This is a genomic window from Roseateles sp. Mitsp63 (assembly GCF_059491535.1).
Map to the genome: position 1 here is coordinate 4,428,395 of NZ_CP168509.1, position 26,170 is coordinate 4,454,564.

A 26,170-nucleotide genomic window follows, 5' to 3' on the forward strand; every position below is an offset into this window, starting at 1 on the left:
GAAGGCGGTTTGCCTGGGGGTGAAACTCTACAAGTCCGGTCCCCACGGCACGGGGACGGGAACATGACAGACCGGTCATGTGGTCGTCCTCCTCTCGAAGGACTTCCTGCGTCACACTTTCGCCCATGCGAATCTTGGTGATCGAAGACGAGTCCCGGCTGGCCGGCTATGTCAAAAAGGGCCTGGGCGAGAGCGGCTACGTGGTCGACGTGGCCGGCGACGGGATAGATGGGGCACATCTGGCGATCGAAGGCCAGTACGACCTGATCGTGCTGGACGTGATGCTCCCGGGCATCGACGGATTCGAGGTGCTGCGTCGTCTGAGAGAACACAAGTCCACGCCGGTGCTCATGCTCACGGCACGGGACAAAGTGGAAGACCGGGTACAAGGTCTCAAGGCAGGAGCGGACGACTACCTGATCAAGCCGTTCGCCTTCACTGAACTGCTGGCCCGCATCGAGGCGCTGCTGCGTCGCGGCGCCAGCCACTCGTCCCAGCCGTTGACCTCGCTGCGATTGGGAGATCTGGAGGTCGACCTGGCGCGGCGCAAGGTGACCCGCGCGGGTCGGCGGCTGGACCTGTCGCCCAAGGAGTTCACGCTGCTGACGGTCATGCTTCGGCGCCACGGGGAGGTGCTCTCGCGCACGGTACTCGCCGAGCAGGTCTGGGATCTGAACTTCGACAGCGAGACGAACGCGATCGACGTCGCGGTACGCCGGCTTCGCGTCAAGCTGGACGCGGGGTTCGACAGGCCGCTGTTGCATACGGTCCGTGGCATGGGCTATGTGCTGGAGGATCGGGGGTGAGGCCCACTGGCTCGAACCCGAGTCTGCGCGGCCACGCCCCGAGCGCTCCGCGCTCGATGGCGCAGCGCCTGACGCTTGCGTTGACGCTGCTGGCCGTCGTCGTCTTCGTGGCGGTCGCGCTGCTGCTGCACAGCGGCCTGCGGCAGGAGTTGGAACGCGCCCGCGAGCAGGATCTCGACGGGAAGATCGATGTCGTCGAGCACCTGCTGAAAGAGGTGCGAAGCCCCGCCGACGTGCCAGCACTCACGCATCACCTCAATGACCTGCTGATCGGTCATGGGCAGATGCGCATCTGGTTGCTGGACCGACAAGGCCGAGTGTTCTACGGCGGCAGCCGGCCACCCGTTCCAGCAGCACGAGCAGGCGGCCTGGAAGTGCGACGGGAGGACGGCTTGGCGATGCAGGCTCGGCGGGTCTCTCTCGGCAACCACCCGGTCCTGGGCGAGCAGGACCTCATCGTCGCGATCGACTCTCGTGATCAGGACGCGATGCTGCGCAGATACGCCACCCGGCTGGCGATCGTGTGCGGCGTCGGCGTCGCGCTCATCGTGGCGATTTCAGGATGGATCGCGCGCCGATCGCTTCGCCCGGTGCGACAGCTGTCCGAGGAAGCCACGGCGCTCAATCCAGGATCGCTCTCGTCGCGCCTGACGCCGGTCGAGACCGCGGAGCTGCAGGAGCTGGTCCAGGCCTTCAACAGCGCTTTGAGCCGCGTGGAGGCGGCGTACGGTCAACTCGAAGGGTTCAGCGCCGACGTGGCTCATGAACTGCGCACGCCGCTGGCCACGCTGATCAGCAGCGCGGAAGTAGCGCTGATTCGAGAGCGGCCCGCGGCCGAGCTGAGGGAAGTCGTGGGGACAAACCTGGAGGTGCTGCGCGAGCTCTCCACCCTCGTCAACGACATGCTGTTCCTGGCCAAGGCGGACCAGGGGCAGCTCGCCGACCATTTGGTTCCGCTGGACCTGAGAGCGCAGGCGCAGCACATTGCCGACTACTTCGAGCCGATGCTCGAGGAACAAGGCGTGCGGCTGCGCATAGACGGCGACGCGCAAGCCGCGGGCAATGCCGGACTGGTGCGCCGGGCGCTCGTCAACCTGGTGGGTAACGCCGCGCGATACACGCCACGCGGCGGATCCATCGTCATCGAGTTGGCGGCGCTGGAGTCGCGGCTGGTGCGCGTTTGCGTCAGAAACACCGGGCCGGCGATCCGGCCGGAGCTCCTGCCCCGGCTCTTTGACCGATTTGTCCGAGGCGACCCCGCGCGGGAGAAGTCGAGCAGCCATCACGGCCTTGGCCTGGCCATTGTCCGAGCCGTCGCCGTCATGCACGGCGGACGAGTATTCGCAAGTTCACAGCATGGCTGGACAGCCGTTGGTCTCGAGTGGCCCTCCTCTCCGGCGGCTTGATTCACCCACGATGCGCTGGGCGAGCCCGGTCCGCCTCCTCAGAAAAGGTGGGAGACGACCGCCCTCACCCGCGCGCTCCGAAGCTCTTCCGGTATTCGCTGGGACTGACGCCCGCGATGCGATGGAACTGTGCCCGGAAGTTGGCCGCCGAGCCCAGGCCCACCGCCTCGACGATCTGCTCGATGCCCAGCGACCCCGTCTCCAGCAGCTCCTGCGCGCGGCGCACGCGGGCCTCGATCAGCCAGCGCACCGGCGCGACGCCGAATTGCTGCACGAAGCGGCGATGCAAGGTGCGCGCGCTGACGCAGCCCTCGCGCGCGAGGTCCTCCATCGAGATCGGCCGATGCAGGTGCCGCAGCGCCCAGTCGATCACCGGCTGGAGACCGCGATCGGCGGGCAGGTCCGCCGGCTGGATGAACTGGGCCTGGCCGCCCTCGCGCTGCAAGGGCACGACCGACAGCCGCGCGACACGCGCCGCCACCGCGGCGCCGTGGTCCTCCCGGACCATGTGCAGGCACAGGTCGATGCCCGCCGCCGCGCCGGCCGAGGTGAGGATGCGGCCCAGGTCGACGAACAGCACCGACGGATCGACCTCGACCTCGGGATGCCGCTGAGCCATCAACGCCGCCGCCGCCCAGTGCGTCGTGGCGCGCCGGCCATCGAGCAGGCCGGCCTGAGCCAGCACGAAGGCGCCTGAGCAGATCGACGCCACCCGCGCGCCGCGCGCATGCGCCGCCCGCAGCGCCCGCCGCACCGCGGGGCTGATCGGCATCAGCGGCGTCTCGGTGCCGGGAACCACGATGGTGTCGGCGCGCGCCAGGGCCGACAGCCGCCGGCGCAGGCCAAGCGTGAAGACACCGGCGTCGACCTGCGCCTGCTCACCGCAGACCGTGACCGCATAGGCCTTGCGGCCATCGTCGAGCACCGCCCTGCCGAAGACCTCGCAGGCGAGCGCGAGATCGAAAGGGATGACGCCGGGCAGCACCAGGACGGCGACCTGATGCGCAGCGGCGGGAAGGGATCGGGAGGCGTTCATCGAAGCAGAAGCGGAAGCCGGCGGTCGCCCAACACCGCGCATTCTCGTCGCGTCTGACTGAAAACAGTCGAATATTGGCTATTCAGACACTTTCAGACTGCGAGCCCGGCCGCAAGAATCCACTCCGCCACAACGCCGGAGCCTTGCTTGATGCCCTCTTCCCCCACACCCATCCGCGATCGCGACCGGAATTCGACGCTCCGGGTGTTCTGCCTGATCGAGGCGTTCACGCTGCTTGCGCTGGTGCTGGTCGCGGTGCCGTTGAAGCACCTCGCGAGCCAGCCACTCGGTGTGTCCGTGATGGGCCCCGTCCATGGACTGGCCTTCCTGAGCTTCTGCTGGCGCCTCGCGCAGTCCGCGGCGGCGAAGGACATCGACGCCAGCGCGGCCTGGCGATTGCTGATCGCCGCGCTCGTGCCCTTCGGCGGCCTCTACAGCTGGGCCGCGCTCCGCCGGGGATCGGCCCGGTGAGCTCCCTGTGGATCAAGGCACTGCACCTCGCCTCGGTGCTGGCATGGGTCGGCGGCCTGGTGCTGCTCGCCGTGGTCACCGCCGCGCTGCGTCCCGCGCCGGAGGCGGTGCTGCTCCCGCATGAACGGCGCCTCGGCCTCGCGGTGCAGCGATGGGACCGGCGCGTGACGACACCGGCCATGCTCGCCGCGTGGGCGCTGGGCATCGGACTGGCGAGCTGGGGCGGCTGGTTCGGCGCGCCGTGGTTGACCGCGAAGCTGCCGATCGTCGTGCTGCTCTCGGGACTGCACGGTGCGCTGTCGGCGACGCTGCGGCGACGCCTCGAATCGGCGGCGGCAGCGGACGGACGCGGGCCAGGCTGGCTGCGATTCGCGGCGCCCGCGTCGATCGCGGGGCTGGCGGCGATCGCGTGGCTCGCCGTGGTCAAGCCCTGAGGCCGCTCAGACGTCGAAACCCGCGCACTGCCGGCGCGCCTGCCTCAGCAGCGTCGGCCACACGAAGGCGCCGCCCAGGCCGCCCGTCTGCACGCGCATCGACTCGGCGGTGCCGCGGATGATCGCGTCGTCGACCGGCGTCAGCGGCACGCCGCCGGCCTGCGCGGCGATCTGGATCTGGCAAGCGCTCTCGAAGGTGTACATCGACAGGAAGGCATCGCCGATGGTCCGCCCGACGGTCAGCAGGCCGTGGTTGCGCAGGCAGTAGAAGATCTTGTCGCCCAGATCCTGCTGGAGCCGCGGCTGCTCGTCGGGACGGATCGCGACGCCCTCGTAGTCGTGATACGCCAGCGAGGCCAGCACGAAGGTCGATTGCTGCGAGATCGGCAGCACCCCGCCCTGCTGCGCCGACACCGCGACCCCGGCCCGCGTATGCGTGTGCAGCACGCAGCCGACATCGGGTCGCGCCGCGTGGATCGCCGAATGGATGATGAAGCCGGCCTGGTTCACCGGGAACGGCGTGTCCTGCAGCTTGTTGCCCTGCGCGTCGACCTTGATCAGGCTGGAGGCCGTGATCTCGTCGAACATCAGGCCGTAGGGGTTGATCAGGAACTCGTGCGCGCCGCCGGGCAGGCGCGCGCTGATGTGCGTGAAGATCAGGTCGCTCCAGCCATAGCGCGCCACCAGCCGGTAGCAGGCGGCGAGGTCCACGCGCAGCTGCCATTCGGCGTCGCTGACCTGGCCCTTGAGCGAAGGGATGTGGGCGGTGATGTCGTCCATGAACGCGTCTCCTGGTCGCGCCGGGCCATCGCGCTGGCCCGGTCCGCGGCGGATCGTCCTCCCGCAGCGCGGGAGTGGCTGTCGCGTTCAGGACAGGGCCGTCGGCGATAGAAGGCCGGGGAATTTCTTCTCCCGCAGTTCGTCGAGCACCTTGGAGGTCAGCTTCCATCCGTCACCGGGCAGACGCTGGATCAGTTGGCGCCAGACGTTCTCGAAGGCGATGAGCGCATCTGACTCCTCGAAAGAGATGCCTGCGGCCAGCAATGGCGCGATGTCGTCCGTGAGGCTGGCGGTCAGCTTCCTGAGCATCCGCTCCTCCGCGTGTGCCCGCGTGATCTCGACGCCTTCCAGACCGATGTAGTGATGGAAAGCGGCCAGGACCCTTTCAGCGTCGAGACCGAGCAGTTCAAGGCCGTGGTGGAGGTCGAACAGATCTCGATTCTTTCGGCGCTGCAGCAGTGCTCGAATCCTGTTCAGTCTGCCGGGAGTCGGTCCACGGCGCACGCGCGATCCATGCCTGGATATGAGGATTCGGAATCAAAGGTCGACCTCCACCTCCTGATTCAGGAGGAGCTTCCATTTGGCGTCCCTCTCGAAGTCCTCCGCCAACGAAGCAATCACCGGCTTGGCCGCCGGATCCAGCAGCACCGTCGTCTTCGCCGCAACGGCGAAACGCTCCAATGCCCTGGCCTGCCTGTCGTGATGGAAGTGCTCGAGAAGAAAGCCGAGTCTTCGCACACACGGCGTCTCGTAATGCGCGGCGAGCGTCGACAAGCGCCGCGAAGCGGCCTTGTCGCCGAGCGTCATCGCCAGTTGCGCGACACCGTTGATGCCGCCCGCCTTGCCTGAATAGCGTGCCGCATCGAGGAGCGTCAATTCGACGCCGGCCGCTTTGGCAAAGCCAGAGGACGTCTTGATACTTGTCAGAAATTCAGCTTGATTGACCGCCTGAAAGTCTTCGGCGCCCTGGGTCAGGAATTGGATCCTGCTTCGACCGATCTCGAAACTGCGCAGTTGCCGGGGCACGATCACCTGGAAGACCATGGCCGCCTGATGCGACGCGCCATGAAGCGCTGCCGCGCGCAGCAGGGAGACACGATAGTCCAGTCCGAGGTGGCGCATGAACGGGTCGATCCACCGTTCGGGATCCGGCGCCCCTCGCGTCCTGTCTTCAGGACGAAGGACGATGTAGAAGCCCTTGTAGGGACTGACGATGCGGCGGCGCCGGCCGAGGCGCAACAGCGCCGCCTTCAGTCCGGAGTCAGTCAATCCCAGACGGCCCTCGACCTCGGCTCGGGCAGACGTCGCACGTCCGGACTGAAGCGCGTCGTCGATGAAGCGGTCGAGCGGATTCATTCCCAAACCATATTCAGAAAGCTGCATTTTTGCAACTTTCTGCATATGAGTTGGGATCCCCCTGGGACTGAAACGACGAAGGGCGCCCTCGGCGCCCTTCGTTCTGGTCCGGAGACGACCGCGTTCAAAACGCCGCGATTCCCGTCTGCGCGCGTCCGAGGATCAGCGCGTGGATGTCATGCGTGCCCTCGTAGGTGTTGACCACCTCCAGGTTGACCAGGTGTCGCGCGATCCCGAACTCGTCGCTGATGCCGTTGCCGCCCAGCATGTCCCGCGCCGCGCGCGCGATGTCCAGCGACTTGCCGCAGCTGTTGCGCTTCATGATCGACGTGATCTCCACCGCCGCCGTGCCCTCGTCCTTCATCCGGCCCAGCCGCAGGCAGCCTTGCAGGCCCAGCGTGATCTCGGTCTGCATGTCCGCCAGCTTCTTCTGCACCAGCTGGTTCGCCGCCAGCGGCTTGCCGAATTGCTTGCGGTCCATCGTGTACTGCCGCGCGGTGTGCCAGCAGAACTCCGCCGCGCCCAGCGCGCCCCACGCGATGCCGTAACGCGCGCTGTTCAGGCACGTGAACGGCCCCTTCAGCCCGCGCACGTCGGGGAAGGCGTTCTCCTCGGGACAGAAGACCTCGTCCATCACGATCTCGCCGGTGATCGACGCGCGCAGGCCCACCTTGCCGTGGATCGCCGGCGCGCTCAGGCCCTTCCAGCCCTTCTCCAGCACGAAACCGCGGATCTGGCCGCCATCGTCCTTCGCCCAGACGACGAACACGTCCGCGATCGGGCTGTTGGTGATCCACATCTTGCTGCCGCTCAGCGAGTAGCCGCCGTCCACCTTGCGCGCCCGCGTCACCATCGAGCCCGGATCCGAACCATGGTTCGGCTCGGTCAGGCCGAAGCAGCCGATCCATTCGCCGCTGGCCAGCTTGGGCAGGTACTTGCGCTTGGTCGCCTCGTTGCCGAACTCGTTGATCGGCACCATCACCAGCGAGCTCTGCACGCTCATCATCGAGCGGTAGCCGCTGTCCACGCGCTCGACCTCGCGCGCGATCAGGCCGTAGCAGACGTAGTTCAGGCCGGCCCCGCCGTACTCCTCCGGGATCGTCGGGCCCAGCAGGCCCAGCTCGCCCATCTCGCGGAAGATCGCCGCGTCGGTCTTCTCATGCCGGAAGGCCTCCAGCACCCGCGGCGCCAGCCGGTCCTGGCAGTAGGCCCGCGCCGCGTCGCGCACCGCGCGCTCGTCGCCCGTCAGCTGCTGTTCCAGCAGCAGCGGGTCGTCCCAGTGGAATGCGGCCTTCGAGGCCTTCGATGCTTGGCTCATGATGTCTCTTCCGTTCCTGTTTGATGTGACGGCGTCTCCGGGGGACGCGGCGCAGGCTGGGACCGATCCTAGTCCCGCGCCGGCACCACCGCCGTCACCTCGATTTCAACCTTCGCACGGTCCTCGATCAGCCCCGCCACCTGCACGGCGGTCATCGCGATCCCGTACTCGCTGCCCAGCACCTCGCGGTACGCCTGCCCCACCTCGCGGCCTCGGGCGACGTACTCGCGCTTGTCGAGCAGGTACCAGGTCATCCGCGCAATGTGCCTCGGCTCGGCCCCGGCCTCGGCCAGCACCGCCTTGATGTTGGTCAAGGCCTGGCGACATTGATCGACGAAGTCGTCGCTCTCGAACTGGCACTGGCCGTTCCAGCCGATCTGCCCGGCCACGAACACCTGCGTGCCGGCCGCGGCGACGCCGTTCGCGTAGCCGCGCGGCGCCATCCAGCCTTGCGGCTGCAGCAGGCGCCTGCCGGCGCTCGCCGTGTCGTTCTCTTTGCTCATCGTCGGACTCCTCTACTGCGATGACGATTGATGGGATTGCTGTTGCTGGACCGCCCGCACCAGCGCGGCGCGGACGTCCTCGGGAAAGGGCTGCGACTGGTGCGTGTCCAGCGAGGTGCACACCAGCACCTGGCCGAAGCTCACGCGCGGGCCATCGGCGCCGTCGAAGCTGATGCGCAGCGTCAGCGAGCTGCGCCCCACGCGCTCGATCCAGAGCCGCTGCATGAGCCGGTCGCCCTGCCGGCTGATGCGCTCGAAGCTGGTCTGCAGCTGCACCGTCGGCAGCCCGACGCGGCGCGGGCCCAGCAGCTCGGCGTACGGCACGCCCAGCCCGTCGTTGAACCAGTCCTCGACGAAGGCGTTCAGCAGCTCGTAGTAGCGCGGAAAGAAGACGATGCCCGCCGGGTCGCAGTGCCCGAAGCGGATCAGCAGCTCGCGCTCGAAGATGGCGCTCATGGGGTCGTGCTCCTCGATGGTTCGAACATGGCGGTCCCCGCGCTCACACGCCCAGGTGGCGGTGCCACAGCCCGTGGTCGGCCGCCAGCGCCGCGGAATCGCCGCGCCACACGACCTGGCCGCGTTCCAGGATGCTGTGCCGGTCCGCGAGGCGGATCAGGCGCTTCACGTATTTGTCCACGACCAGGATGGTCTGCCCCGCCTGCCGCAGCGTGTCCAGGCAGCGCCAGATGTCCTCGCGGATCAGCGGCGCCAGGCCCTCGGTGGCCTCGTCCAGCACCAGCAGCCGCGGATTGGTCACCAGCGCCCGCCCGATCGCGAGCATCTGCTGCTCGCCGCCGGACAACTGCCCGCCCAGATGATCCGCGCGCTCCCGCAGCCGCGGGAACAGCGCGAAGACGCGCTCGACGGTCCAGGGCTGCGCCGCGCCGCAGCGGTTGGCCGCGAAGGCGCGCAGGTGCTCGGCCACGCTCAGGTTGGGGAAGATCTGCCGCCCCTCGGGCACGATCGCCAGGCCCAGCCGCGCGATGCGGTCGGCGCGCCAGCCGGTGACGTCCTCGCCGGCGAAGCGGATGCGGCCGCCACTGGGCGCCAGCCAGCCGGTGAGGCAGCGCAGCGTCGTGCTCTTGCCCATGCCGTTGCGGCCCAGCAGCGTCGCGACCTCGCCGGGCGCGATGCGCAGGTCCAGCCCGAACAGCACCTGGCTGCCGCCATAGCCGGCGCGCAGGCCGTCGATCTCGAGCAGCGCCTCGCTCATGCGCCGGCCTCCGCGTCCTCGCCGAGATAGGCCTGCTTCACCGCCGCGTCCTGGCGGATCTCGGCGGGCGCCCCGGTGGCGATCACGCGCCCGCCCACCAGCACCGACACGCGGTCGGCGAGCCGGAACACCGCGTCCATGTCGTGCTCGACCAGCAGCAGCGTCAGCCGCTGGGCCTTGAGCGCCAGCAGCAGCTCGACCATCCGCGCCGATTCGTCCGGTCCCATGCCGGCCATCGGCTCGTCGAGCAGCAGCAGGCGCGGCTTGGCGGCGAGCGCCAGCGCGAGTTCCAGCTGGCGCTGCTCGCCATGCGCGAGGCTGCCCGCGACGCGGCCCGCCAGCGCGCCGAGTCCGACCAGCGCGAGCATCGCCTCGGCGTCGGCGAAGGCGGCCTCGTCGGCGCGCGCGGCACGCCACCACGGCGGCGCCTTCGGCCGCCGCGCGAGCACCGCCAGCACGGCGTTGTCCAGCACGGTGAAGCGGCGGTAGATGCTCGTGATCTGGAACGAGCGGACCAGTCCGGCCTGCACGCGCCGCGGCATCGGCAGCGCGGTCACGTCCTCGCCATCGAAGAACAGCCCGCCGCCATCGGGCGCCAGCGCGCCGGAGATCTGGTGGATCAGCGTGGTCTTGCCGGCGCCGTTGGGGCCGATCAGCGCGTGGGTCTCGCCGGCGCGGACGTCGAAGCTCGCCTCGTCCGTCGCGGTCAGCGCGCCGAAGCGCTTCACCAGGCGGTGGACCTGAAGCAGCGAGAGCTCGGGCAACTGCGACAGTGGCGAGGCACGATCGGCGCCGTGGCGTTCACGCATGCGCGTCTCCCCGTGGCCGGAAGAGTCCCGCCAGGCCGCGCGGCGCGAACAGCACCACCGCCAGCAGGATCGCGCCGAGCGCGAACTGCCAATGGATGGTCACGCCGGAGAGCAGCTCCTCGAGCAGCAGGAAGACCAGCGCGCCCAGCGGACCGCCCCAGAGCGCGCCCGCGCCGCCGAGGATCACCATCACCATCAGCTGCCCCGACTGCGACCAATGCATCAGGTGCGGCGAGACCAGGCCGTTGAGATTGGCCAGCAGCGCGCCCGCCAGTCCCGCGATCGCGCCGGCGACGACGAAGGCGCTCCACTGCACGGCGAAGACGCGGCCGCCGGTGGCGGCGACGCGGGTCTCGTTCTCGCGCGCGGCCTGCAGCAGCCAGCCCAGCGGCGAGTTGACGAGCCGCTGCAAGCCCGCGAAGACCAGCGTGAAGAGGCCGAGCGCGACCCAGTAGAACGACGCGTCATCCGCCAGGTTCACCGGCAGCGCCGTCACGCTGGACCGTGCCGCCAGCGGCAGGCCGTCGTCGCCGCCATAGGCCTTCAGCGAGACCGCCAGGTAATGGAACATCTGCGCGAAGGCCAGCGTGATCATGATGAAGTAGACGCCGCGCGTGCGCAGGCTGATGGCGCCGATCACCGCGGCCGCGAGCCCCGAGACGAGCATCGCCGCCGGCCACGCGATCCAGGCCGAACCGATGCCCGCGTCCATCAGCACGCCCACCGTGTATCCGCCCAGTCCCACGAAGGCCGCGTGGCCGAAGCTCACCAGGCCGCCGAAGCCGAGGATCAGGTTCAGGCTCGACGCCGCGATGGCGAAGATCAGCACCCGCGTCGCGACCACCGTGTAGAACTCGAGCCCCATCGCCTGGAGCAGCGGCGGCAGTGCGGCCAGCAGCGCGAGCACGGCCCAGGTCCAGGGCCCGAGGCCGCGGTGATGCAGCAGCGTCTGACGCGGCGGACGCGCGGAGGAAGGCGGCGTGCTCATCGGCTCAGCCTCTCGCGGGGAACAGGCCGCGCGGTTTCCAGAACAGCACCGCCGCCATCAGCACGTAGATCAGGATGGAGGCCACGGCCGGGCCGACGCTGGATGCGAGCTCCGGCGAGGCCACCTGCCGCAGCGCCGCCGGCAGCAGCGTGCGCGAGCCGGTGTCCACCAGCCCCACCAGCAGCGCGCCCACCAGCGCGCCCCGGATCGAGCCGATGCCGCCGATGACGATCACGACGAAGGCCAGGATCAGGATGCTCTCGCCCATGCCGACCTGCACCGCCAGCAGCGGCCCCAGCAGCGCGCCCGCCAGCGCGCACAGCGCCGCGCCGATGCCGAAGACGGCGGTGAACAGCCGATCGGCGGGAACGCCCATCGCGGAGGTCATCGCGCGGTTGGACGCGCCGGCGCGCACCCACATGCCCCAGCGCGTGCGCGTCACCAGCAGGTAGAGCGCCACCGCCACGGCCAGCCCGACGCCGATGATCAGCAGCCGGTAGGCCGGGACCATCAGCCCCGGCAGCAGCTCGACCGGGCCGGACAGCGCGGCCGGCGTGTTGAGCATCAGCGGCTGCTCGCCCCAGATCATGCGCACGCCCTCGTTGAGCATCAGGATCAGCGCGAAGGTCGCCAGCACCTGGCTGAGGTGGTCGCGCTGATAGAGGCGCCGCAGCAACGCGACCTCGAGCGCCATGCCCAGCAGCGCCGTGCCCGCGATCGCCGCGAGCACCGCCACCAGGAAGGACGCGCCCGCCGCCAGCGCCGCCGCGGTCAGGTAGGCCCCGACCATGTACAGCGAGCCATGCGCCAGGTTGATCAGGTCCATGATCCCGAACACCAGCGTCAGGCCGGCGGCCAGCAGGAACAGCATCAGCCCGAACTGCAGCCCGTTCAGGGTCTGCTCGGCGATGAGGATGAGGTCCATCGATGCGCGCCCGCGGCCCTCACTTCATCTTGCACTGCGGCGCATAGGCATCCGCGTGCTGCTCGAAGATCCTGCCCAGCGTCCGGTTGGTCACGCGGCCCTGCGGGTCCTTGGTGATCACGCGCAGGTAGTAGTCCTGCACCGGATACTGGTTGTTGTTGAAGCGGAACGGCCCGCGGACCGAGTCGAACTTGGCCACCTTCAGCGCCTTGAGCATCGCGGGCCGGTCCTCCACCCTGCCCTTCACGTCGCGCACCGCCGCGCCGATCAGCTGCGCCGCGTCGTAGCCCTGGCTCGCGTACAGCGAGGGCAGCCGGCCGTACGCCTTGACGAAGTCCGCGACGAAGCGCTTGTTGGCGGGGTTGTCCAGGTCATGGGCCCAATGCGAGCTGTTGAACATGCCCAGCATCGGCTCGCCGACGGCCTTGATCACGTCCTCGTCGGCGGAGAAGCCCGGCCCGAACAGCGTGACGTCCTTGGACAGGCCGGCGCCGACGAACTGCTTGATGAAGTTGATGCCCATGCCGCCGGGCAGGAAGATGTACATCGCGTCGGGCTTGGCGGCGCGCGCCTGCGCCAGCTCGGCGGCGTAGTCCAGCTGGCCGAGCTTGGTGTAGATCTCCTCGGCGACGGTGCCCTTGTAGTAGCGCCGGAAGCCGGCCACCGCGTCCTTGCCCGCCGGGTAGTTGGGCGCCAGCACCACGACCTTCTTGAAGCCCTTGTCCATCACCGTCTTGCCGATGGCCTCGTGCAGGTTGTCGTTCTGCCAGGCGACGTTGAAGAAGTACGGGTTGCACTGCTCGCCGGCGTACTGCGACGGGCCGGCATTGGCGCTGACATAGGGCACCTGCGCCGTGAAGACGCCGGGCCCCACCGCCAGCATCACGTTGGAGAACACGATGCCGGTCATGACGTCGACCTTGTCGCGCTTGAGCAGCCGCTCGGCCGACTGCTTGGCGACCTCGGGGTTCTGCTGGTCGTCGGCGATCACGGTCTCGACCGGCAGGCCGCCGAGCTTGCCGCCGCCCTGGCTGACCGCCAGCGCGAAGCCGTCGCGGATGTCGACGCCCAGGCCGGCGCCCGCGCCGGACAGCGTGCTGAGCATGCCCACCTTGAGCTTGTCGGCGGCCGAGGCCGCGGACGGCAGACCCAGGCCGGCGCCAGCGGCGATGGTGGCGAGCAGGAACGCGAGGGACTTCGGCGACTTCTTCATCGGCATCTCCACGGAGGAATGGACGGTCGGAAGGCTGCGGTTACTGCTCACGCAGACGGAAGCGCTGCAGCTTGCCGGTCTCGGTCCGGGGCAGGCTGGCGCGGAACTCTATCGCACGGGGGTATTTGTACGGGGCGATCGCCGCCTTGACGAAGTCCTGCATCGCCTTGGCCAGCGCGGCCTCGTCGCCGGCGCCGGCCGTGCCCGGCTTCAGCACGACGAAGGCCTTCACCAGCTGGCCGCGCTCGTCGTCCGGCACGCCGATGACGGCGCATTCCGCCACCGCCGGATGCGCAAGCAGCGCGGACTCGACCTCCGGGCCGGCGATGTTGTAGCCGCCGGAGATGATCATGTCGTCGGTCCGCGCCTGGTAGACGAAGTAGCCGTCGGCATCGATGAGATAGGCATCGCCGGTCAGGTTCCAGCCGTGCTTCACGTACTTCAGCTGACGATCGTCGGCCAGATAGCGGCAGCCGGTGGGGCCTTGAACCGCAAGCTTGCCGACCTGCCCTTGCGGCACGTCGCGTCCGTCGTCATCCACGACGCGCGCGCGGTAGCCCGGCACCGCCTTGCCCGTCGCGCCGGGCCGCGCCGTCTCCTCGGTGTGCGAGATGAAGATGTGCAGCATCTCGGTCGCGCCGATGCCGTCGATCAGTTCGAGACCGGTCGTGTCCTTCCACAACTGGCGCGTCGCGGCGGGCAGCGCCTCGCCGGCGCTGACGCACTTGCGCAGCGACGAGAGATCCTGCGAAGCCGCCTGCGCCGCCATCGCGCGGTACGAGGTCGGCGCGGTGAAGCACACCGTCGCGCGGTGCCTCGCGATCGCCGGCAGCAGCGCATCGGGCGAGGCCTTCTCCAGCAGCACCGTCGACGCGCCGACGCTGAGCGGGAACAGCACCAGTCCGCCCAGGCCGAAGGTGAAGGCCAGCGGCGGACTGCCGATGAACACGTCGTCCGCGTTCGCGCGCAGGCAGTGCACCGGCCAGCAGCGGCAGATCGCGATCACGTCGCGGTGGAAGTGCATCGTGCCCTTGGGCTGGCCCGTGGTGCCGGAGGTGAACGCGATCAGCGCGCAGTCGTCGGACGCGGTGTCGACGTTGTCGAAGCGGCCGGACTGGCGTTCGGCCAGCGCCTCCAGGCCATCCGCCGCCTCGCTGCGGAACAGGCAGACCCGCTCCAGCACCGGGAACTGCGCCCGCGCCGTCTCCAGTTCCCCGGCTAGCGCCGCGTCGCACAGCGCATGCGAGATGCGCGCCTTCTCGATGACCTGGCCCAGCTCCTTCGCGCGCAGCAGCGGCATCGTCGCGACCGCGATCGCGCCGGCCTTCATCACCGCGAACCAGCAAGCCGTCATCTGCGGCGTGTTGGCGCCGCGCAGCAGCACGCGGTTGCCGGGCACCACGCCCATCTCGTTCACCAGCACCTGGGCGATGCGGTTGGCCTGCGCACGCAGTTCGGCATAGGTCCAGCGCAGCTCGCCGCCGCGGCCGTCGCCGCCGATCACGCAGACGCGATCGCCCTGCCCCTGCTCGACCCAGCGATCCAGCAGCTCGTGCGCGCAGTTCATCCGCTCCGGGAATCGCAGCGCCGGCAGGTCGAAGACCAACTCCGGCCACTGGTCCGGCGGCGGGAGCTTGTCGCGGGCGAAGGTGTCCAGGTGGGCGCTGCGGTGCATGAGGAAGTCCTTATCCGTTCTTCAACAGGTCTCGTCCGATGATCAGCTGCTGGACCTCGCTGGCCCCTTCGTAGATGCGCAGCGCGCGGATCTCGCGGTACAGCGACTCGGCGATCTCGCCGCGCCGCACGCCGCGCCCGCCATGCAGCTGCACCGCCGCGTCGATGACGCGCTGAGCGCCTTCGGTCGCCATCAGCTTGGCCATCGCGGCCTCGCGCGTGATGGTGCGGCCCTGGTCGCGCTCCCAGGCCGCGCGGTAGACCAGCAGCGCGCTGCTGTCGACGGTGCAGGCCATGTCGGCGAGCTTGGCCTGCGTCAGCGGCAGGTCCGCCAGCGTCGCGCCGAACATCGCGCGCGCCTTCGACTGCGACAGCCCTTCCTGCAACGCGCGGCGGGCGAAGCCCAGCGCCGCCGCGGCCACCGAGGTGCGGAACACGTCCAGCGTGCGCATCGCCACCTTGAAGCCTTCGCCCGGCGCGCCGACCATCGCGGACTTCGGCACGCGGCAGCGGGTGAAGCGCAGCGTCGCCAGCGGGTGCGGCGCGATCACGTCGATGCGCTCGGCGATGTCGAAGCCGGGAAGTCCCGCGTCGACGATGAAGGCGCTGATGCCGCGCGAGCCGGGCGCTTCGCCCGTGCGCGCGAAGACGACGTGGAAATCCGCGATCCCGCCGTTGGAGATCCAGGTCTTCTGACCGTCGAGCACGTAATGGTCGCCGTCCTCGCGCGCGGCGCACTGCATCGCCGCGACATCGGACCCCGCTTCCGGCTCGGAGAGCGCGAACGCGGCCAGCGCCTCGCCGCGCGCGACGCGCGGCAGGTAGGCCTCGCGCTGCGCCGGTGTGCCCATCAGCGAGATCGCGCCCGATCCCAGCCCCTGCATCGCGAAGGCGAAATCCGCCAGCCCGTCATGCCGGGCCAGCGTCTCGCGCAGCAGGCAGATGGCGCGCGTGTCGATCGCCTCGCCTTCGCCGGCCACGGCATGCGTCAGCCAGCCGCCGGCGCCCAGCGCCTTCACCAGCGCCTTGCAGCTCGCGTCCACGTCCTCGTGATCGACCGCGCCCGGGGCGAGGTGCTTCGCGCACCACGCGTCCAGCTCGCTCGCGAGCGCGCGATGCCGGTCCTCGAAGAAGGGCCAGTCCAGATGCTTCAGGGGGTTCATGGCCATGCTCAATCGCCCTTGAACTCGGGGCGCTGCTTCGCGACGAACGCGTGATACGCGCGGTGGAAGTCCTGCGTCATCATGCAGATCGCCTGGGCCTGCGCCTCGGCCTCGATGGCCTCGTCGACGCCCATCGTCCACTCCTGATGCAGCATGCGCTTGGTCATCGCATGCGCGAAGTTGGGACCGGCGGCGATCTCCGCGGCCCAGGCCACGGCCTGCGCCTGGAGCGCGTCCGGCTCGGCCAGGCGGTTGAAGAAGCCCCACTGATGGGCCTCCTCGCCGCCCAGGCTGCGCCCGGTGTACAGCAGGTCCGACGCGCGGCCCTGGCCGACGATGCGCGGCAGCAGCGCGCAGGCGCCCATGTCGCAGCCGGCCAGGCCGACGCGGGTGAACAGGAAGGCGGTCTTGCTGCGCGCGGTGCCCACGCGCAGGTCCGAGGCCATCGCCATGATGGCGCCCGCGCCGGCGCAGACGCCGTCCACCGCCGCGACCACCGGCTGCGGGCAGGCGCGCATCGCCTTCACCAGATCGCCGGTCATGCGCGTGAACGCGAGCAGGTCCGGCATCGCCATCGTCGTCAGCGGGCCGATGATCTCGTGCACGTCGCCACCCGAGCAGAAGTTGCCACCCGCGCCCTGCACCACGATCGCATGCACCTCGTCCACCTGGGCGAGCGTGCGGAACAGGTCGCGCAGCTCGGCGTAGGACTCGAAGGTCAGCGGGTTCTTGCGCTCGGGCCGGTTCAGCGTGACGACGCCGACCGCGCCGTCCCGGCGCCAGCTGAAGTGGCGGGGCGCGAAGCCTTCGAGGCTGCGCCGGTTGCCGGTGATGAGGTGGCTGTCCATCGGAACTCCTTGAATCGGGGGACTGCTTGAAATCGGGTTCACTTGCGGGCGGCGTCGAGCTGCGCGAGGTGGCCCTTCAGGCCTGCCAGCAGTTCGCTCACCGCGGTCTTCTGTTCGGGCGACCAGCCGGCCAGCAGCTCGACGATCCAGCCCTCGTGCGTGGCGGCCATGCGCTTGAACTGCCGGCGGCCGGCCGGCGTCAATCGCACCGTCACGCTGCGGCGGTCCGACGGATGCGGCTCGCGCACGACGAGTCCCTCGGCCTCCAGCTGATCGGTGATGCCGGTCACGTTGCCGCCGGTCACCATCAAGCGCTGCGAGAGCTCGCGCATCGTCAGTCCGTCGGGGCTGCGCTCGAGCTGCGCCAGCAGGTCGAAGCGCGGCAGCGTCGTGCCGAAGTCGTTGCGCAGGCGCTGGCGGATCTGGTCCTCGATGCGCGTCGTGCACGACAGCAGCCGCAGCCACACGCGCAGCGCCTGGTGATCGCCATCCTGCAGCCGCGACTCGAGGTCGGGGCCCAGGTCCTGGTCAGCGTCCAGACTCACATCACCTCCCCGCCCGCGACCGCGATCGCCTGGCCCGTGATGGATCCGCTGTCGCGCCGCGCCAGCCACGCGACCGCCGCCGCGACTTCCGCCGGGTCGACGAGCCGCCCCTGCGGATTGACCGCGGCCAGCTCGGCGCGCGCCGCTTCCGGCGTGCGGCCGGTCTTGGCGACGATCGTGTCGATCGCGCCAGCGACGATGTCGGTCTCGGTGTAGCCCGGGCAGACCGCGTTGACGGTCACGCCCTTGCGCGCCGTCTCCAGCGCCAGCGCGCGCGTCAGTCCGAGCACGCCATGCTTGGCCGCGCAGTAGGCGGCGACATAGGCATAGCCCTTCAGCGCCGCCGTGCTGGCGACGTTGACGATGCGGCCGAAGCCGCGCTGCGTCATCGCCGGCAGCACCTCGCGGCTGCACAGGAAGCTGCCGGTGAGGTTCACGTCGAGCAGCCGCCGCCAGGTCTCCAGCGAGGTCTTGCCCAGCGGCGCGGTCTCGACCTGGCCCGCGTTGTTGACCAGCAGGTCGACCGGACCGGCCTCGGCCGCCGCGGCCGCGAAGGCCTGTCGCACGGCGGCCTCGTCGGCGACATCACAGGCCTGCAGGCCGATCGACGGCCCGCCGTCGACGCTCAGCCGGTCACGCTGTTCCTTCAGTTTGTCCAGGCGCCGGCCCATCAGCGTGACGCGCGCGCCGTCGGCGATCAGCGCCTGCGCGATCGCGGCGCCGATGCCCGAGCCGCCGCCCGTCACCACCGCGTGCAGGCCTTCGAGGGGGTACTTGCCGCTCATCGATGCGTTCCTCCGCCGCTCAGACGCCGAGCGCCCGGTTGGCCTGTTCCTGCGCCGCGGCGCCGCCGCCCAGCGCGCGCTGGCGTTCGAAGTCGCGTTCCATCTGGCTCTTGCCGGACAGGTACTGCGCCGGCCAGTCCAGGCCCGGCCCCGACAGGTAGCCGATGCGCGCCGCCTCGGTCAGCGTCCAGGCCGGATTGGCCAGGTGCGGCCGCGCGATCGCGCACAGGTCGGCGCGGCCGGCCGCGATGATGCTGTTGACGTGGTCCGCTTCCGAGATCGCGCCGACCGCGATCGTCGCGATGCCGGCGCGGTTGCGCACGCTCTCGCTGAACGGCGTCTGCCACATGCGGCCGTAGACGGGTTTCTCGCGCTTGCTGACCTGGCCCGAGGACACGTCGATCAGGTCGGCGCCCGCGGCCTTGAAGGCCTCGGCCATCGCCACCGCGTCGTCGGTCGTCGTGCCGCCGGACACCCAGTCGCTGGCGGAGATCCGCACCGACATCGGCTTGTCCCGCGGCCACACGGCGCGCATCGCGGTGAAGACCTCCAGCGGATAGCGCAGCCGGTTCTCCAGCGTGCCGCCGTAGTCATCGGTGCGCTGGTTGGTCAGCGGCGACAGGAAGCTCGACAGCAGGTAGCCGTGCGCGCAGTGCAGCTCCAGCCAGTCGAAGCCGGCCTGCGCGGCGCGGCGCGTGGCGGCGGTGAAGTCGGCCTTCACGCGATCCATGTCCTCGCGCGTCATCGCGCGCGACCACTGGCTCACGCCCTCCAGGTACTGCTGCGGCGAAGCCGAGATCAGCGGCCAGTTGCCGTCCTCCAGCGGCTGATCGATCCCCTCCCAGGCGACGCGGGTCGAGCCTTTCGCGCCGGCATGGCCGAGCTGCATCGCGATCTTCGCCGTCGAGCGGCGATGCACGTGATCGACGATGCGCGCCCAGCCGTCGCGCTGCGCGTCGTTCCACAGGCCCGGGCATCCGGGCGTGATGCGCGCGTCGGGCGAGACGCAGGTCATCTCGACGAACACCAGCCCCGCGCCGCCCATCGCGCGGGCGCCCAGGTGCGTCAGGTGATAGTCGGCGGGCTGGCCGTCCTCGCAGGAGTACTGCGCCATCGGCGACACGACGACGCGGTTCTTCAGCGTCACGCCGCGCAACGTGAACGGCGTGAACATCGGCGGCGCGGCGCGGTCCAGGCCCGCGCGCCGGGCCAGCCAGGCCTCGTACTCGCCGACGTAGCGCGCGTCGCGCAGCCGCAGGTTCTCGTGCGAGATCCGCTGCGAGCGCGTCAGCAGCGAGTACGCGAACTGCTCCGGCGCCAGGCGCGCGTGGCGCTCGACGTTCTCGAACCATTCGGTGGAGTTGCGCGCGGCGTTCTGGATGCGCAGCACCTCGATCGAGCGCGTGGCCTCGTAGGCCTCGAGCGCGGCGGACAGGCTCTCGACGCCGCGGCCATGGCGGGCGATGTCCTTGGCCAGCGCGATCGCGTCCTCGAGGGCGAGCTTGGTGCCCGAGCCGATCGAGAAATGCGCCGTGTGCGCCGCGTCGCCCATCAGCACGACCGGCGCGCGGCCGTTGTGGTGCACCCAGCGCTTGCAGACCACGCGCGGGAAGCGGATCCACTGCGCCGAGCCGCGCAGGTGCGCCGCGTTGGAGATCAGCGGATGGCCGTCCAGCACCTTCGCGAACAGCCGCTCGCAGAAGGCGATGCCTTCTTCCTTGCTCATGTCCTCCAGGCCGGCGGCCTTCCAGACCTGCTCGGGGGTCTCGACGATGAAGGTCGAATGCGTCTCGTCGAAGCGGTAGGCATGCGCCTGGAACCAGCCCCACTCGGTCTGCTGGAAGTCGAAGGTGAAGGCGTCGAAGAGCCTGGTGGTGCCCAGCCAGACGAAGCGGCAGTTCCGCAGGTCGATGTCGGGCTGGTAGGTCCCGGTGTACTTCTGGCGCAGCCGGCTGTTGAGACCGTCGGCCGCGATGATCAGGTCGGCGTCGATGCCGGCATCGTCGGTGACGTCGGTCTCGTAGCGGATCTCGACGCCCAGTTCCACGCAGCGCTCGCGCAGGATGTCCAGCAGCTTGCGGCGGCCGATGCCGCAGAAGCCATGCCCGCCTGAGACCATGGTGCGGCCGCCGATGTGCACGGCGATGTCGTCCCAGTGATTGAAGGACTGCAGGATCTGCTCGGCCGTCTTCGGATCGGCCTCGCGCAGCGCGGCCAGCGTCTGGTCGGAGAACACGACGCCCCAGCCGAAGGTGTCGCCGGCGCGGTTGCGCTCCAGCACCGTGACCTGGTGGGCCGGGTCCTGCCGCTTCATCAGCAGCGCGAAGTACAGGCCGGCGGGACCGCCGCCGATGCAGGTGATGCGCATGGTTCCGGAGGCCGGCTCGCGCCGGCCGATGACTGCTTGACGGGAGCACTTTAGGCATTGATAGTTGAGGTGTCAACGATCTGGATAACCCTGAGCCCATCGGCATCGCGAGCCGGGCGGCTTGCGGAAACGATCCGGCCTTGTTGGAATTAACCGACACCACGCCCTCCGGCCCGGCGCTAACGTGCGCGCCGCCGTCCCGAGGACCGGCAGGAGCAGCAGATGAAGTCAACGAGCCCAGCCCCGCGGCGCACGCTGTGGGACATCTCGCCGGTGGTGGCGCCCGACGCGCCGATCTTTCCCGGCGACGAACCCTACGCGCTGAAGTGGACCGCGCGCCTGTCGCCGCAATGCCCGGTGAACCTGAGCGCGATCACGATGTCGCCGCATGTCGGCGCGCATGCCGACGCGCCGCTGCACTACGCCGACGGCGTCGCGAGCGCCGCCGAGGTCGCGCTCGATCCCTACCTCGGCCCGTGCCGCGTGATCCATGCGATCGGCTGCGGCCCGCTGATCCGCGTCGAGCACCTCCAGCACGCCGCGCACGAGCTGCCGCCGCGCGTGCTGGTGCGCTGCAACGAGCGCGCGGACACGGTCTGGAATCCCGGGTTCAGCGCCTACGCGCCGGAGACCGTCGAGTGGCTGGCGGCGCGCGGCGTGAAGCTGATCGGCCTGGACACGCCGTCGGTCGATCCCGCCGCCAGCAAGACGCTGGACAGCCATCAGCGCCTGCTGCGCCTGGACCTGCGCGTGCTGGAGAACCTCGTGCTCGACGACGTGCCCGAAGGCGACTACGAGCTGATCGCGCTGCCGCTGAAGCTGGCGGGCGCCTGCGCGTCGCCGGTGCGCGCGGTGCTGCGCTCGCTCTGACGGCGGCGCCCTGTCCGCCGCCGTCCCCGTGCACCGTCCTCCCTTTCACCGCCCTTCCCTTTCATCGCCCTTCCCTTTCATCGCTTTGTCTGGAACGCCCATGACGACAAGACAAGACTGCCTGGCCCTGGACGCCGCCGACCCGTTGGCGCCGTTGAAGGACCAGTTCTCGCTGCCTCCGGGCACGCTCTACCTCGATGGCAATTCGCTCGGCGCGATGCCCAAGGCGACCGCGGCCCGCGTGCAGCAGGTCATCGCCGACGAGTGGGGCCGCGACCTGATCAAGAGCTGGAACACCGCCGGCTGGATGGACCTGCCCGGGCGCATCGGCGACAAGATCGGCCGGCTGATCGGCGCCAGGCCCGGCGAGACCATCGTCGCGGACTCGACCTCGCTCAACCTCTACAAGGTGCTGACGGCGGCGCTGCGCATCGTCAAGAGCGACGACACCAGCGGCCGCCGCACGGTGATCGTGTCCGAGCGCAGCAACTTCCCGACCGACCTCTACATCGCCGAGAGCCTGGCCGGGCAGCACGGCATGACGCTGCATCTGGTCGATCACGTCGATGAAATCCCCGGCCTGCTCGACGAGCGCCTGGCCGTGCTGATGCTGACCGAGGTCAACTACCGCACCGGCCGCAAGCACGACATGAAGGCCGTCACCGCCGCGGCCCATGCCGCCGGCGCGCTCACCGTGTGGGACCTGGCGCACTCGGCCGGCGCGATCCCCGTCGACCTCCATGGCGCCGACGCCGACTTCGCCATCGGCTGCGGCTACAAGTACCTCAATGGCGGCCCCGGCGCGCCGGCCTTCGTCTGGGCCCACCCGCGTCACGCGGACCGCTTCTGGCAGCCGCTGTCGGGCTGGCTGGGCCATGCGGCGCCGTTCCAGTTCACGTCGAACTACGCGCCCGCCGCCGGCATCAAGCGCTACATCTGCGGCACGCCGGCGATCCTGTCGACCGCCGCGCTGGAGTGCGGCGTCGACACGCTGCTCGCGGCCGAGCCCTTCGGCGGCATGGCGGCGCTGCGCGAGAAGTCGATCGCGCTGACCGAGCTCTTCGCGCGCCTGGCCGAGGAACGCTGCGGCGCGCAGGGCGTCTACGTCGTCTCGCCGCGCGAGGCCGCGAGGCGCGGCAGCCAGGTCTGCCTGGCGCTGAAGGCGCCGCTGCACGAGGCCGGCTACGCCGTCGTGCAGGCGCTGATCGAGCGCGGCATGGTCGGCGACTTCCGCGCCGGCGATCCAGCGCGGCTGGACCAGGTGCCGCACATCCTGCGCTTCGGCTTCACGCCGCTGTACATCGGCTTCGCCGACGCGTGGGACGCGGTCGAGCACCTGCATCAGGTGCTGGCCAGCGGCCAATGGCGCGAGGCGCGCTTCAACACCATGGCGGCGGTGACATGAGCTGCCCGATGGGACACGGCACCGGCGCCGTCACGGGAACCGGCGCGGGCGACACGCCGGCGCCGGGCGGCGAGGCGATCGTCCGCGAGGAAGGCGCGCAGCTCGACTTCTCCAAGGACATGAGCTACGGCGACTACCTGCACCTGGACCGGGTGCTGAGCGCGCAGCATCCGCTCTCGCCCGACCACAACGAGATGCTCTTCATCATCCAGCACCAGACCTCGGAGCTGTGGATGAAGCTGATGCTGCACGAGCTGCAGGGCGCCGTCGCCAACGTCGCGTCCGACCAGTTGCCCGAGGCCTTCAAGATGCTGGCGCGGGTGTCGCGGATCATGGAGCAGCTCGTGCATGCCTGGGACGTGCTGGGCACGATGACGCCGCCGGAGTACTCGGCCATCCGGCCTTATCTGTCGAACAGCAGCGGCTTCCAGAGCGCGCAGTACCGGCGCATCGAGTTCATGCTCGGCAACAAGAACGCCGCGATGCTCAAGCCCCATGCGCACCGCGCCGACCTGCTGGCGGAGGTGACCTCGGCCTACGAGGCGCCCTCGCTGTACGACGAGGTGCTACGCCTGATGCAGCGCCGCGGCATCGCCGTGCCCGCGGCGCGGCTGGAGCGCGACTGGACGCAGCCCTACGCCGCCGACGACGGCGTCAAGGCCGCGTGGCTGGAGGTCTACCGCCATCCCAAGGAGCACTGGGACCTGTACCAGATGGGCGAGGAGCTGGTGGACCTGGAGGACGCCTTCCGCCTCTGGCGATTCCGCCATGTCACCACGGTGGAGCGCGTCATCGGCTTCAAGCGCGGCACCGGCGGCACCGGCGGCGTCAGCTATCTGCGCAAGATGCTCGACGTCGTGCTGTTCCCCGAGCTGTGGGCGCTGCGCACGGAGCTCTGACACAATCGCTGGCTTCGACGCGGGCCGCCCATCCGGCGGCCCTGGTCCCGTTGTCTTTGCCCGCCAACCCGCCGAGGCTCATCCATGGACACCCGTCTCTCCCAGATCAAGCTGCGCATCTCCAAGCTGCGCGACGCGCTGCGCCAGGCCGGCGCCCACGCCATCCTGGTGCCCTCGGCCGACCCCCATCTCTCGGAGTACCTGCCGCGCCGCTGGCAGGCGCGCGAAGTGCTGTCGGGCTTCACCGGCTCGATGGGCACGCTGGTCGTCACACTCAATGACGCGCAGCTCTTCGCCGACAGCCGCTACTGGACCCAGGCCGAGCGCGAACTCGCGGGCAGCGGCATCGCCCTCTTCAAGATCGCCACCGGCGCGTCGACCCAGCACATCACCTGGCTGGCACAGACGCTGCAGCCCGGCCAGACGCTGGTCGTCGATGGCCAGGTGCTGGGCCTGGCGCTGGCGCAGCAGCTGCGCACGGCGCTCGGCGCCAAGGGCGTCAAGCTCGACACCAGCCGCGACCTGATCGACCACGCCTGGGACGAGCGCCCCGGGCTGCCCGACGCCCCGATCTACGAGCATGCCGCGCCGCAGGCCACCGTCAGCCGCGCCGACAAGCTCCAGCAGGTCCGCGAGGCGATGACCCGCCAGGGCGCGTCGCATCACCTGATTTCCAGCGTCGACGACATCGCCTGGCTGTTCAACCTGCGCGGCTCGGACGTGACCTACAACCCGGTGTTCCTGGCGCATGCGCTGCTGGACGCCCAGGGCGCCACGCTGTTCGTGCAGCCCGGCAAGATCGACGCCGCGCTGACGCAGCGGCTGGCCGCCGACGGCGTGCGCCTGGCCCCCTATGCCGAGGCCCGCGCCGCGCTCGGCGCGCTGCCCGCCGACGCCAAGGTGCTGATCGACCCGCGCCGCGTGACGCTGGGCCTGCGCGAGGCGCTGCCCGCCTCCGCCGCCGCCATCGAGGCCATCAACCCCAGCACGCTGCTCAAGAGCCGCAAGAACGCCGCCGAGGCGCAGTTCATCCGCCAGGCCATGGAGCAGGACGGCGCCGCGATGTGCGCGTTCTACGCCTGGTTCGAGGCCGCGATGGCGCGCGGCGAGGCGATCTCCGAGCTCACCATCGACGAGCGGCTGACCGCCGAGCGCGCGCGGCGTCCGGGCTTCGTCGGCCTGTCGTTCTCGACGATCGCCGGCTTCAACGCCAACGGCGCGATGCCGCACTACCGCGCGACCGAGGAAGCCTTCTCGCAGATCCAGGGCGACGGCCTGCTGCTGATCGATTCCGGCGGGCAGTACCTGGGCGGCACCACCGACATCACCCGCGTCTGGCCCATCGGCGCCATCACCGACGACCATCGCCGCGACTACACGCTGGTGCTGAAGGGCACGATCGCGCTGTCGCGCGCGGTGTTCCCGCGCGGCACGCTGAGCCCGATGCTGGACGCCCTCGCGCGCGCGCCGCTGTGGGCGCACGGCCTGGACTATGGCCACGGCACCGGCCATGGCGTCGGCTACTTCATGAACGTCCATGAAGGCCCGCAGAGCATCTCCAAGGCCGTGCCCGACGCCAACATGGCGATGGAGCCAGGCATGATCACCTCCATCGAGCCCGGCCTGTACCGTCCCGGCCAATGGGGGGTACGGATCGAGAACCTGGTGCTCAACGTCCAGCGCGACACCCCCGAACAGGGGCAGTTCGGCGAGATGCTGGCCTTCGAGACGCTGACGCTGTGCCCGATCGACACCCGCTGCATCGCGATCGCGTTGCTGTCGGATGAAGAACTCGTGTGGCTGAACGCGTATCACGCGGAGGTCCGCCGCCGGCTGGCGCCGCTGGTCGAGGGCGACGCGCTGGCCTGGCTGAACACGCGCACCGAGCCCCTGGCCCGGTAAGCCTGGACGGCGCTGGCCGCGACCGGTCTGAGACCAATCGCGGCCGGCCTTGCGACAGAGCGGGGAAAAGCGCGGATCAGCCGCGCTTTTTTACGTCCGGGTCCCCTGGAAGCGCTTCAAGCCGCCACCTAGACTTGATTCAGGTTGTCGACGAGGAGCAGAGACCATGGACACCCGACTCTCTCAAGCCTGGCACGACTGGCGCATGCATGGACGCGGCCGCGCACCGGCCAATGACGAACACACGCTGCATCGTTTCTCCGACGGCGCGATGCACACCGCGCTGATGGCCGCGGTCATCGCGGTCGCGGTGATGGCGGTGGCGCAGATGGTGAACATCGGCGTGCAGATGTGGCGGCTGGATCCGGTCGTCGTGCAGGGCAAGTCGCAGAACGTGCCCCTGCCGGCGGCGCCGCAGCCGCTCGAACAGACCCAGCCCAAGCGCTGAGCCGC

Annotated in this window: 27 protein-coding genes; 9 read left to right on the top strand and 18 right to left on the bottom strand. The window is 69.9% G+C overall.

Features of this window, described 5'->3' with window-relative positions:
* Positions 1-125 precede the first annotated feature (125 nt).
* Complete coding sequence (locus tag ACEN96_RS19140) at positions 126-806, top strand: heavy metal response regulator transcription factor (RefSeq protein ID WP_495584660.1); 681 nt, start codon at positions 126-128, stop codon at positions 804-806.
* Between the two features lie 56 nt (positions 807-862).
* Complete coding sequence (locus ACEN96_RS19145) at positions 863-2,212, top strand: heavy metal sensor histidine kinase (RefSeq protein ID WP_495584661.1); 1,350 nt, start codon at positions 863-865, stop codon at positions 2,210-2,212.
* Positions 2,213-2,276: 64 nt separating this feature from the next.
* Here the strand turns inward: ACEN96_RS19145 and ACEN96_RS19150 are convergent, their stop codons facing one another.
* Positions 2,277-3,248: a GlxA family transcriptional regulator gene (locus tag ACEN96_RS19150; protein WP_495584662.1), complete on the bottom strand. Its 972-nt coding sequence runs from the start codon at positions 3,246-3,248 to the stop codon at positions 2,277-2,279.
* Between the two features lie 150 nt (positions 3,249-3,398).
* Here ACEN96_RS19150 and ACEN96_RS19155 point away from each other — a divergent pair, with 150 nt between their 5' ends.
* Positions 3,399-3,719 carry a DUF3817 domain-containing protein gene (locus ACEN96_RS19155; protein ID WP_495584663.1) on the top strand — a complete coding sequence of 107 codons (321 nt, stop codon included), beginning with the start codon at positions 3,399-3,401 and terminating at the stop codon, positions 3,717-3,719.
* Positions 3,716-4,153: a CopD family protein gene (locus tag ACEN96_RS19160; RefSeq protein ID WP_495584664.1), complete on the top strand. Its 438-nt coding sequence runs from the start codon at positions 3,716-3,718 to the stop codon at positions 4,151-4,153. The genes ACEN96_RS19155 and ACEN96_RS19160 overlap by 4 nt, the downstream gene beginning before the upstream one ends.
* A gap of 6 nt (positions 4,154-4,159) precedes the next feature.
* Here the strand turns inward: ACEN96_RS19160 and ACEN96_RS19165 are convergent, their stop codons facing one another.
* From ACEN96_RS19165 to ACEN96_RS19245, 17 genes are all read right to left on the bottom strand, one after another.
* Complete coding sequence (locus ACEN96_RS19165; RefSeq protein WP_495584665.1) at positions 4,160-4,933, bottom strand: class II aldolase/adducin family protein; 774 nt, start codon at positions 4,931-4,933, stop codon at positions 4,160-4,162.
* A gap of 87 nt (positions 4,934-5,020) precedes the next feature.
* Positions 5,021-5,437 (bottom strand): nucleotidyl transferase AbiEii/AbiGii toxin family protein, encoded by a 417-nt coding sequence (locus ACEN96_RS19170; RefSeq protein WP_495584666.1) that lies wholly within the window; start codon positions 5,435-5,437, stop codon positions 5,021-5,023.
* A 33-nt stretch (positions 5,438-5,470) separates the two neighbouring features.
* Positions 5,471-6,334 carry a type IV toxin-antitoxin system AbiEi family antitoxin domain-containing protein gene (locus ACEN96_RS19175; RefSeq protein ID WP_495584667.1) on the bottom strand — a complete coding sequence of 288 codons (864 nt, stop codon included), beginning with the start codon at positions 6,332-6,334 and terminating at the stop codon, positions 5,471-5,473.
* Positions 6,335-6,413: 79 nt separating this feature from the next.
* A complete protein-coding gene (locus ACEN96_RS19180) occupies positions 6,414-7,607 on the bottom strand; it encodes an acyl-CoA dehydrogenase (protein WP_495584668.1) in 1,194 nt (397 codons plus the stop codon).
* Positions 7,608-7,675: 68 nt separating this feature from the next.
* Positions 7,676-8,110: a RidA family protein gene (locus ACEN96_RS19185; protein ID WP_495584669.1), complete on the bottom strand. Its 435-nt coding sequence runs from the start codon at positions 8,108-8,110 to the stop codon at positions 7,676-7,678.
* A 12-nt stretch (positions 8,111-8,122) separates the two neighbouring features.
* Positions 8,123-8,566 carry an acyl-CoA thioesterase gene (locus ACEN96_RS19190; RefSeq protein ID WP_495584670.1) on the bottom strand — a complete coding sequence of 148 codons (444 nt, stop codon included), beginning with the start codon at positions 8,564-8,566 and terminating at the stop codon, positions 8,123-8,125.
* A 43-nt stretch (positions 8,567-8,609) separates the two neighbouring features.
* Positions 8,610-9,323, bottom strand: a complete 714-nt coding sequence (locus ACEN96_RS19195) for an ABC transporter ATP-binding protein (protein WP_495584671.1) — start codon at positions 9,321-9,323, stop codon at positions 8,610-8,612.
* Positions 9,320-10,132, bottom strand: coding sequence for an ABC transporter ATP-binding protein (locus ACEN96_RS19200; protein WP_495584672.1), 813 nt, complete (start codon positions 10,130-10,132; stop codon positions 9,320-9,322). The genes ACEN96_RS19195 and ACEN96_RS19200 overlap by 4 nt, the downstream gene beginning before the upstream one ends.
* The gene (locus ACEN96_RS19205) at positions 10,125-11,120 is read right to left on the bottom strand and encodes a branched-chain amino acid ABC transporter permease (RefSeq protein ID WP_495584673.1); all 996 of its coding nucleotides are present in this window, start codon (positions 11,118-11,120) and stop codon (positions 10,125-10,127) included. Before ACEN96_RS19205 ends, ACEN96_RS19200 begins: the two co-directional genes overlap by 8 nt.
* 4 nt (positions 11,121-11,124) lie before the next feature.
* The gene (locus tag ACEN96_RS19210) at positions 11,125-12,045 is read right to left on the bottom strand and encodes a branched-chain amino acid ABC transporter permease (RefSeq protein WP_495584674.1); all 921 of its coding nucleotides are present in this window, start codon (positions 12,043-12,045) and stop codon (positions 11,125-11,127) included.
* A gap of 19 nt (positions 12,046-12,064) precedes the next feature.
* Positions 12,065-13,258 carry an ABC transporter substrate-binding protein gene (locus tag ACEN96_RS19215; RefSeq protein ID WP_495584675.1) on the bottom strand — a complete coding sequence of 398 codons (1,194 nt, stop codon included), beginning with the start codon at positions 13,256-13,258 and terminating at the stop codon, positions 12,065-12,067.
* A 40-nt stretch (positions 13,259-13,298) separates the two neighbouring features.
* Positions 13,299-14,933 carry a benzoate-CoA ligase family protein gene (locus ACEN96_RS19220; RefSeq protein ID WP_495584676.1) on the bottom strand — a complete coding sequence of 545 codons (1,635 nt, stop codon included), beginning with the start codon at positions 14,931-14,933 and terminating at the stop codon, positions 13,299-13,301.
* Between the two features lie 10 nt (positions 14,934-14,943).
* Entirely contained in the window at positions 14,944-16,095 is a 1,152-nt protein-coding gene (locus tag ACEN96_RS19225) for an acyl-CoA dehydrogenase family protein (protein ID WP_495584677.1), read from the bottom strand.
* A gap of 8 nt (positions 16,096-16,103) precedes the next feature.
* Positions 16,104-16,943, bottom strand: a complete 840-nt coding sequence (locus ACEN96_RS19230; RefSeq protein ID WP_495584678.1) for an enoyl-CoA hydratase family protein — start codon at positions 16,941-16,943, stop codon at positions 16,104-16,106.
* 38 nt (positions 16,944-16,981) lie between these two features.
* Positions 16,982-17,488 carry a MarR family winged helix-turn-helix transcriptional regulator gene (locus tag ACEN96_RS19235; RefSeq protein ID WP_495584679.1) on the bottom strand — a complete coding sequence of 169 codons (507 nt, stop codon included), beginning with the start codon at positions 17,486-17,488 and terminating at the stop codon, positions 16,982-16,984.
* Positions 17,485-18,273, bottom strand: coding sequence for an SDR family NAD(P)-dependent oxidoreductase (locus ACEN96_RS19240; RefSeq protein ID WP_495584680.1), 789 nt, complete (start codon positions 18,271-18,273; stop codon positions 17,485-17,487). Before ACEN96_RS19240 ends, ACEN96_RS19235 begins: the two co-directional genes overlap by 4 nt.
* 19 nt (positions 18,274-18,292) lie before the next feature.
* The gene (locus tag ACEN96_RS19245) at positions 18,293-20,641 is read right to left on the bottom strand and encodes a bifunctional salicylyl-CoA 5-hydroxylase/oxidoreductase (protein ID WP_495584681.1); all 2,349 of its coding nucleotides are present in this window, start codon (positions 20,639-20,641) and stop codon (positions 18,293-18,295) included.
* 222 nt (positions 20,642-20,863) lie between these two features.
* On the opposite strand from ACEN96_RS19245, the gene kynB reads away from it, so the two are divergent.
* The 5 genes from kynB to ACEN96_RS19270 all read left to right on the top strand — a co-directional run bounded on the left by kynB (position 20,864) and on the right by ACEN96_RS19270 (position 26,165).
* Entirely contained in the window at positions 20,864-21,511 is a 648-nt protein-coding gene (gene kynB / locus ACEN96_RS19250) for an arylformamidase (protein ID WP_495584682.1), read from the top strand.
* Between the two features lie 100 nt (positions 21,512-21,611).
* Complete coding sequence (gene kynU, locus ACEN96_RS19255; RefSeq protein WP_495584683.1) at positions 21,612-22,916, top strand: kynureninase; 1,305 nt, start codon at positions 21,612-21,614, stop codon at positions 22,914-22,916.
* Positions 22,913-23,815, top strand: a complete 903-nt coding sequence (kynA, locus tag ACEN96_RS19260) for a tryptophan 2,3-dioxygenase (RefSeq protein WP_495584684.1) — start codon at positions 22,913-22,915, stop codon at positions 23,813-23,815. The genes kynU and kynA overlap by 4 nt, the downstream gene beginning before the upstream one ends.
* Before the next feature lie 84 nt (positions 23,816-23,899).
* Positions 23,900-25,717 carry an aminopeptidase P family protein gene (locus ACEN96_RS19265; protein WP_495584685.1) on the top strand — a complete coding sequence of 606 codons (1,818 nt, stop codon included), beginning with the start codon at positions 23,900-23,902 and terminating at the stop codon, positions 25,715-25,717.
* A 166-nt stretch (positions 25,718-25,883) separates the two neighbouring features.
* A complete protein-coding gene (locus ACEN96_RS19270; RefSeq protein ID WP_495584686.1) occupies positions 25,884-26,165 on the top strand; it encodes a hypothetical protein in 282 nt (93 codons plus the stop codon).
* The last annotated feature ends 5 nt before the right edge of the window (positions 26,166-26,170 follow it).

Bases quoted from the DNA above. Each gene is read 5' to 3' on its own strand.
- ACEN96_RS19270 (WP_495584686.1), top strand. From the start codon at position 25,884: ATGGACACCCGACTCTCTCAAGCCTGGCACGACTGGCGCATGCATGGA.
- kynA (WP_495584684.1), top strand. From the start codon at position 22,913: ATGAGCTGCCCGATGGGACACGGCACCGGCGCCGTCACGGGAACCGGC.
- ACEN96_RS19145 (WP_495584661.1), top strand. From the start codon at position 863: ATGGCGCAGCGCCTGACGCTTGCGTTGACGCTGCTGGCCGTCGTCGTC.
- ACEN96_RS19150 (WP_495584662.1), bottom strand. From the start codon at position 3,248: ATGAACGCCTCCCGATCCCTTCCCGCCGCTGCGCATCAGGTCGCCGTC.
- ACEN96_RS19140 (WP_495584660.1), top strand. From the start codon at position 126: ATGCGAATCTTGGTGATCGAAGACGAGTCCCGGCTGGCCGGCTATGTC.
- ACEN96_RS19175 (WP_495584667.1), bottom strand. From the start codon at position 6,334: ATGCAGAAAGTTGCAAAAATGCAGCTTTCTGAATATGGTTTGGGAATG.
- ACEN96_RS19215 (WP_495584675.1), bottom strand. From the start codon at position 13,258: ATGAAGAAGTCGCCGAAGTCCCTCGCGTTCCTGCTCGCCACCATCGCC.
- ACEN96_RS19155 (WP_495584663.1), top strand. From the start codon at position 3,399: ATGCCCTCTTCCCCCACACCCATCCGCGATCGCGACCGGAATTCGACG.
- kynU (WP_495584683.1), top strand. From the start codon at position 21,612: ATGACGACAAGACAAGACTGCCTGGCCCTGGACGCCGCCGACCCGTTG.
- ACEN96_RS19245 (WP_495584681.1), bottom strand. From the start codon at position 20,641: ATGCGCATCACCTGCATCGGCGGCGGTCCCGCCGGCCTGTACTTCGCG.
- ACEN96_RS19165 (WP_495584665.1), bottom strand. From the start codon at position 4,933: ATGGACGACATCACCGCCCACATCCCTTCGCTCAAGGGCCAGGTCAGC.
- ACEN96_RS19205 (WP_495584673.1), bottom strand. From the start codon at position 11,120: ATGAGCACGCCGCCTTCCTCCGCGCGTCCGCCGCGTCAGACGCTGCTG.
- ACEN96_RS19240 (WP_495584680.1), bottom strand. From the start codon at position 18,273: ATGAGCGGCAAGTACCCCCTCGAAGGCCTGCACGCGGTGGTGACGGGC.
- ACEN96_RS19195 (WP_495584671.1), bottom strand. From the start codon at position 9,323: ATGAGCGAGGCGCTGCTCGAGATCGACGGCCTGCGCGCCGGCTATGGC.
- ACEN96_RS19200 (WP_495584672.1), bottom strand. From the start codon at position 10,132: ATGCGTGAACGCCACGGCGCCGATCGTGCCTCGCCACTGTCGCAGTTG.
- ACEN96_RS19220 (WP_495584676.1), bottom strand. From the start codon at position 14,933: ATGCACCGCAGCGCCCACCTGGACACCTTCGCCCGCGACAAGCTCCCG.
- ACEN96_RS19230 (WP_495584678.1), bottom strand. From the start codon at position 16,943: ATGGACAGCCACCTCATCACCGGCAACCGGCGCAGCCTCGAAGGCTTC.
- ACEN96_RS19265 (WP_495584685.1), top strand. From the start codon at position 23,900: ATGGACACCCGTCTCTCCCAGATCAAGCTGCGCATCTCCAAGCTGCGC.
- ACEN96_RS19225 (WP_495584677.1), bottom strand. From the start codon at position 16,095: ATGAACCCCCTGAAGCATCTGGACTGGCCCTTCTTCGAGGACCGGCAT.
- kynB (WP_495584682.1), top strand. From the start codon at position 20,864: ATGAAGTCAACGAGCCCAGCCCCGCGGCGCACGCTGTGGGACATCTCG.
- ACEN96_RS19180 (WP_495584668.1), bottom strand. From the start codon at position 7,607: ATGAGCCAAGCATCGAAGGCCTCGAAGGCCGCATTCCACTGGGACGAC.
- ACEN96_RS19190 (WP_495584670.1), bottom strand. From the start codon at position 8,566: ATGAGCGCCATCTTCGAGCGCGAGCTGCTGATCCGCTTCGGGCACTGC.
- ACEN96_RS19185 (WP_495584669.1), bottom strand. From the start codon at position 8,110: ATGAGCAAAGAGAACGACACGGCGAGCGCCGGCAGGCGCCTGCTGCAG.
- ACEN96_RS19210 (WP_495584674.1), bottom strand. From the start codon at position 12,045: ATGGACCTCATCCTCATCGCCGAGCAGACCCTGAACGGGCTGCAGTTC.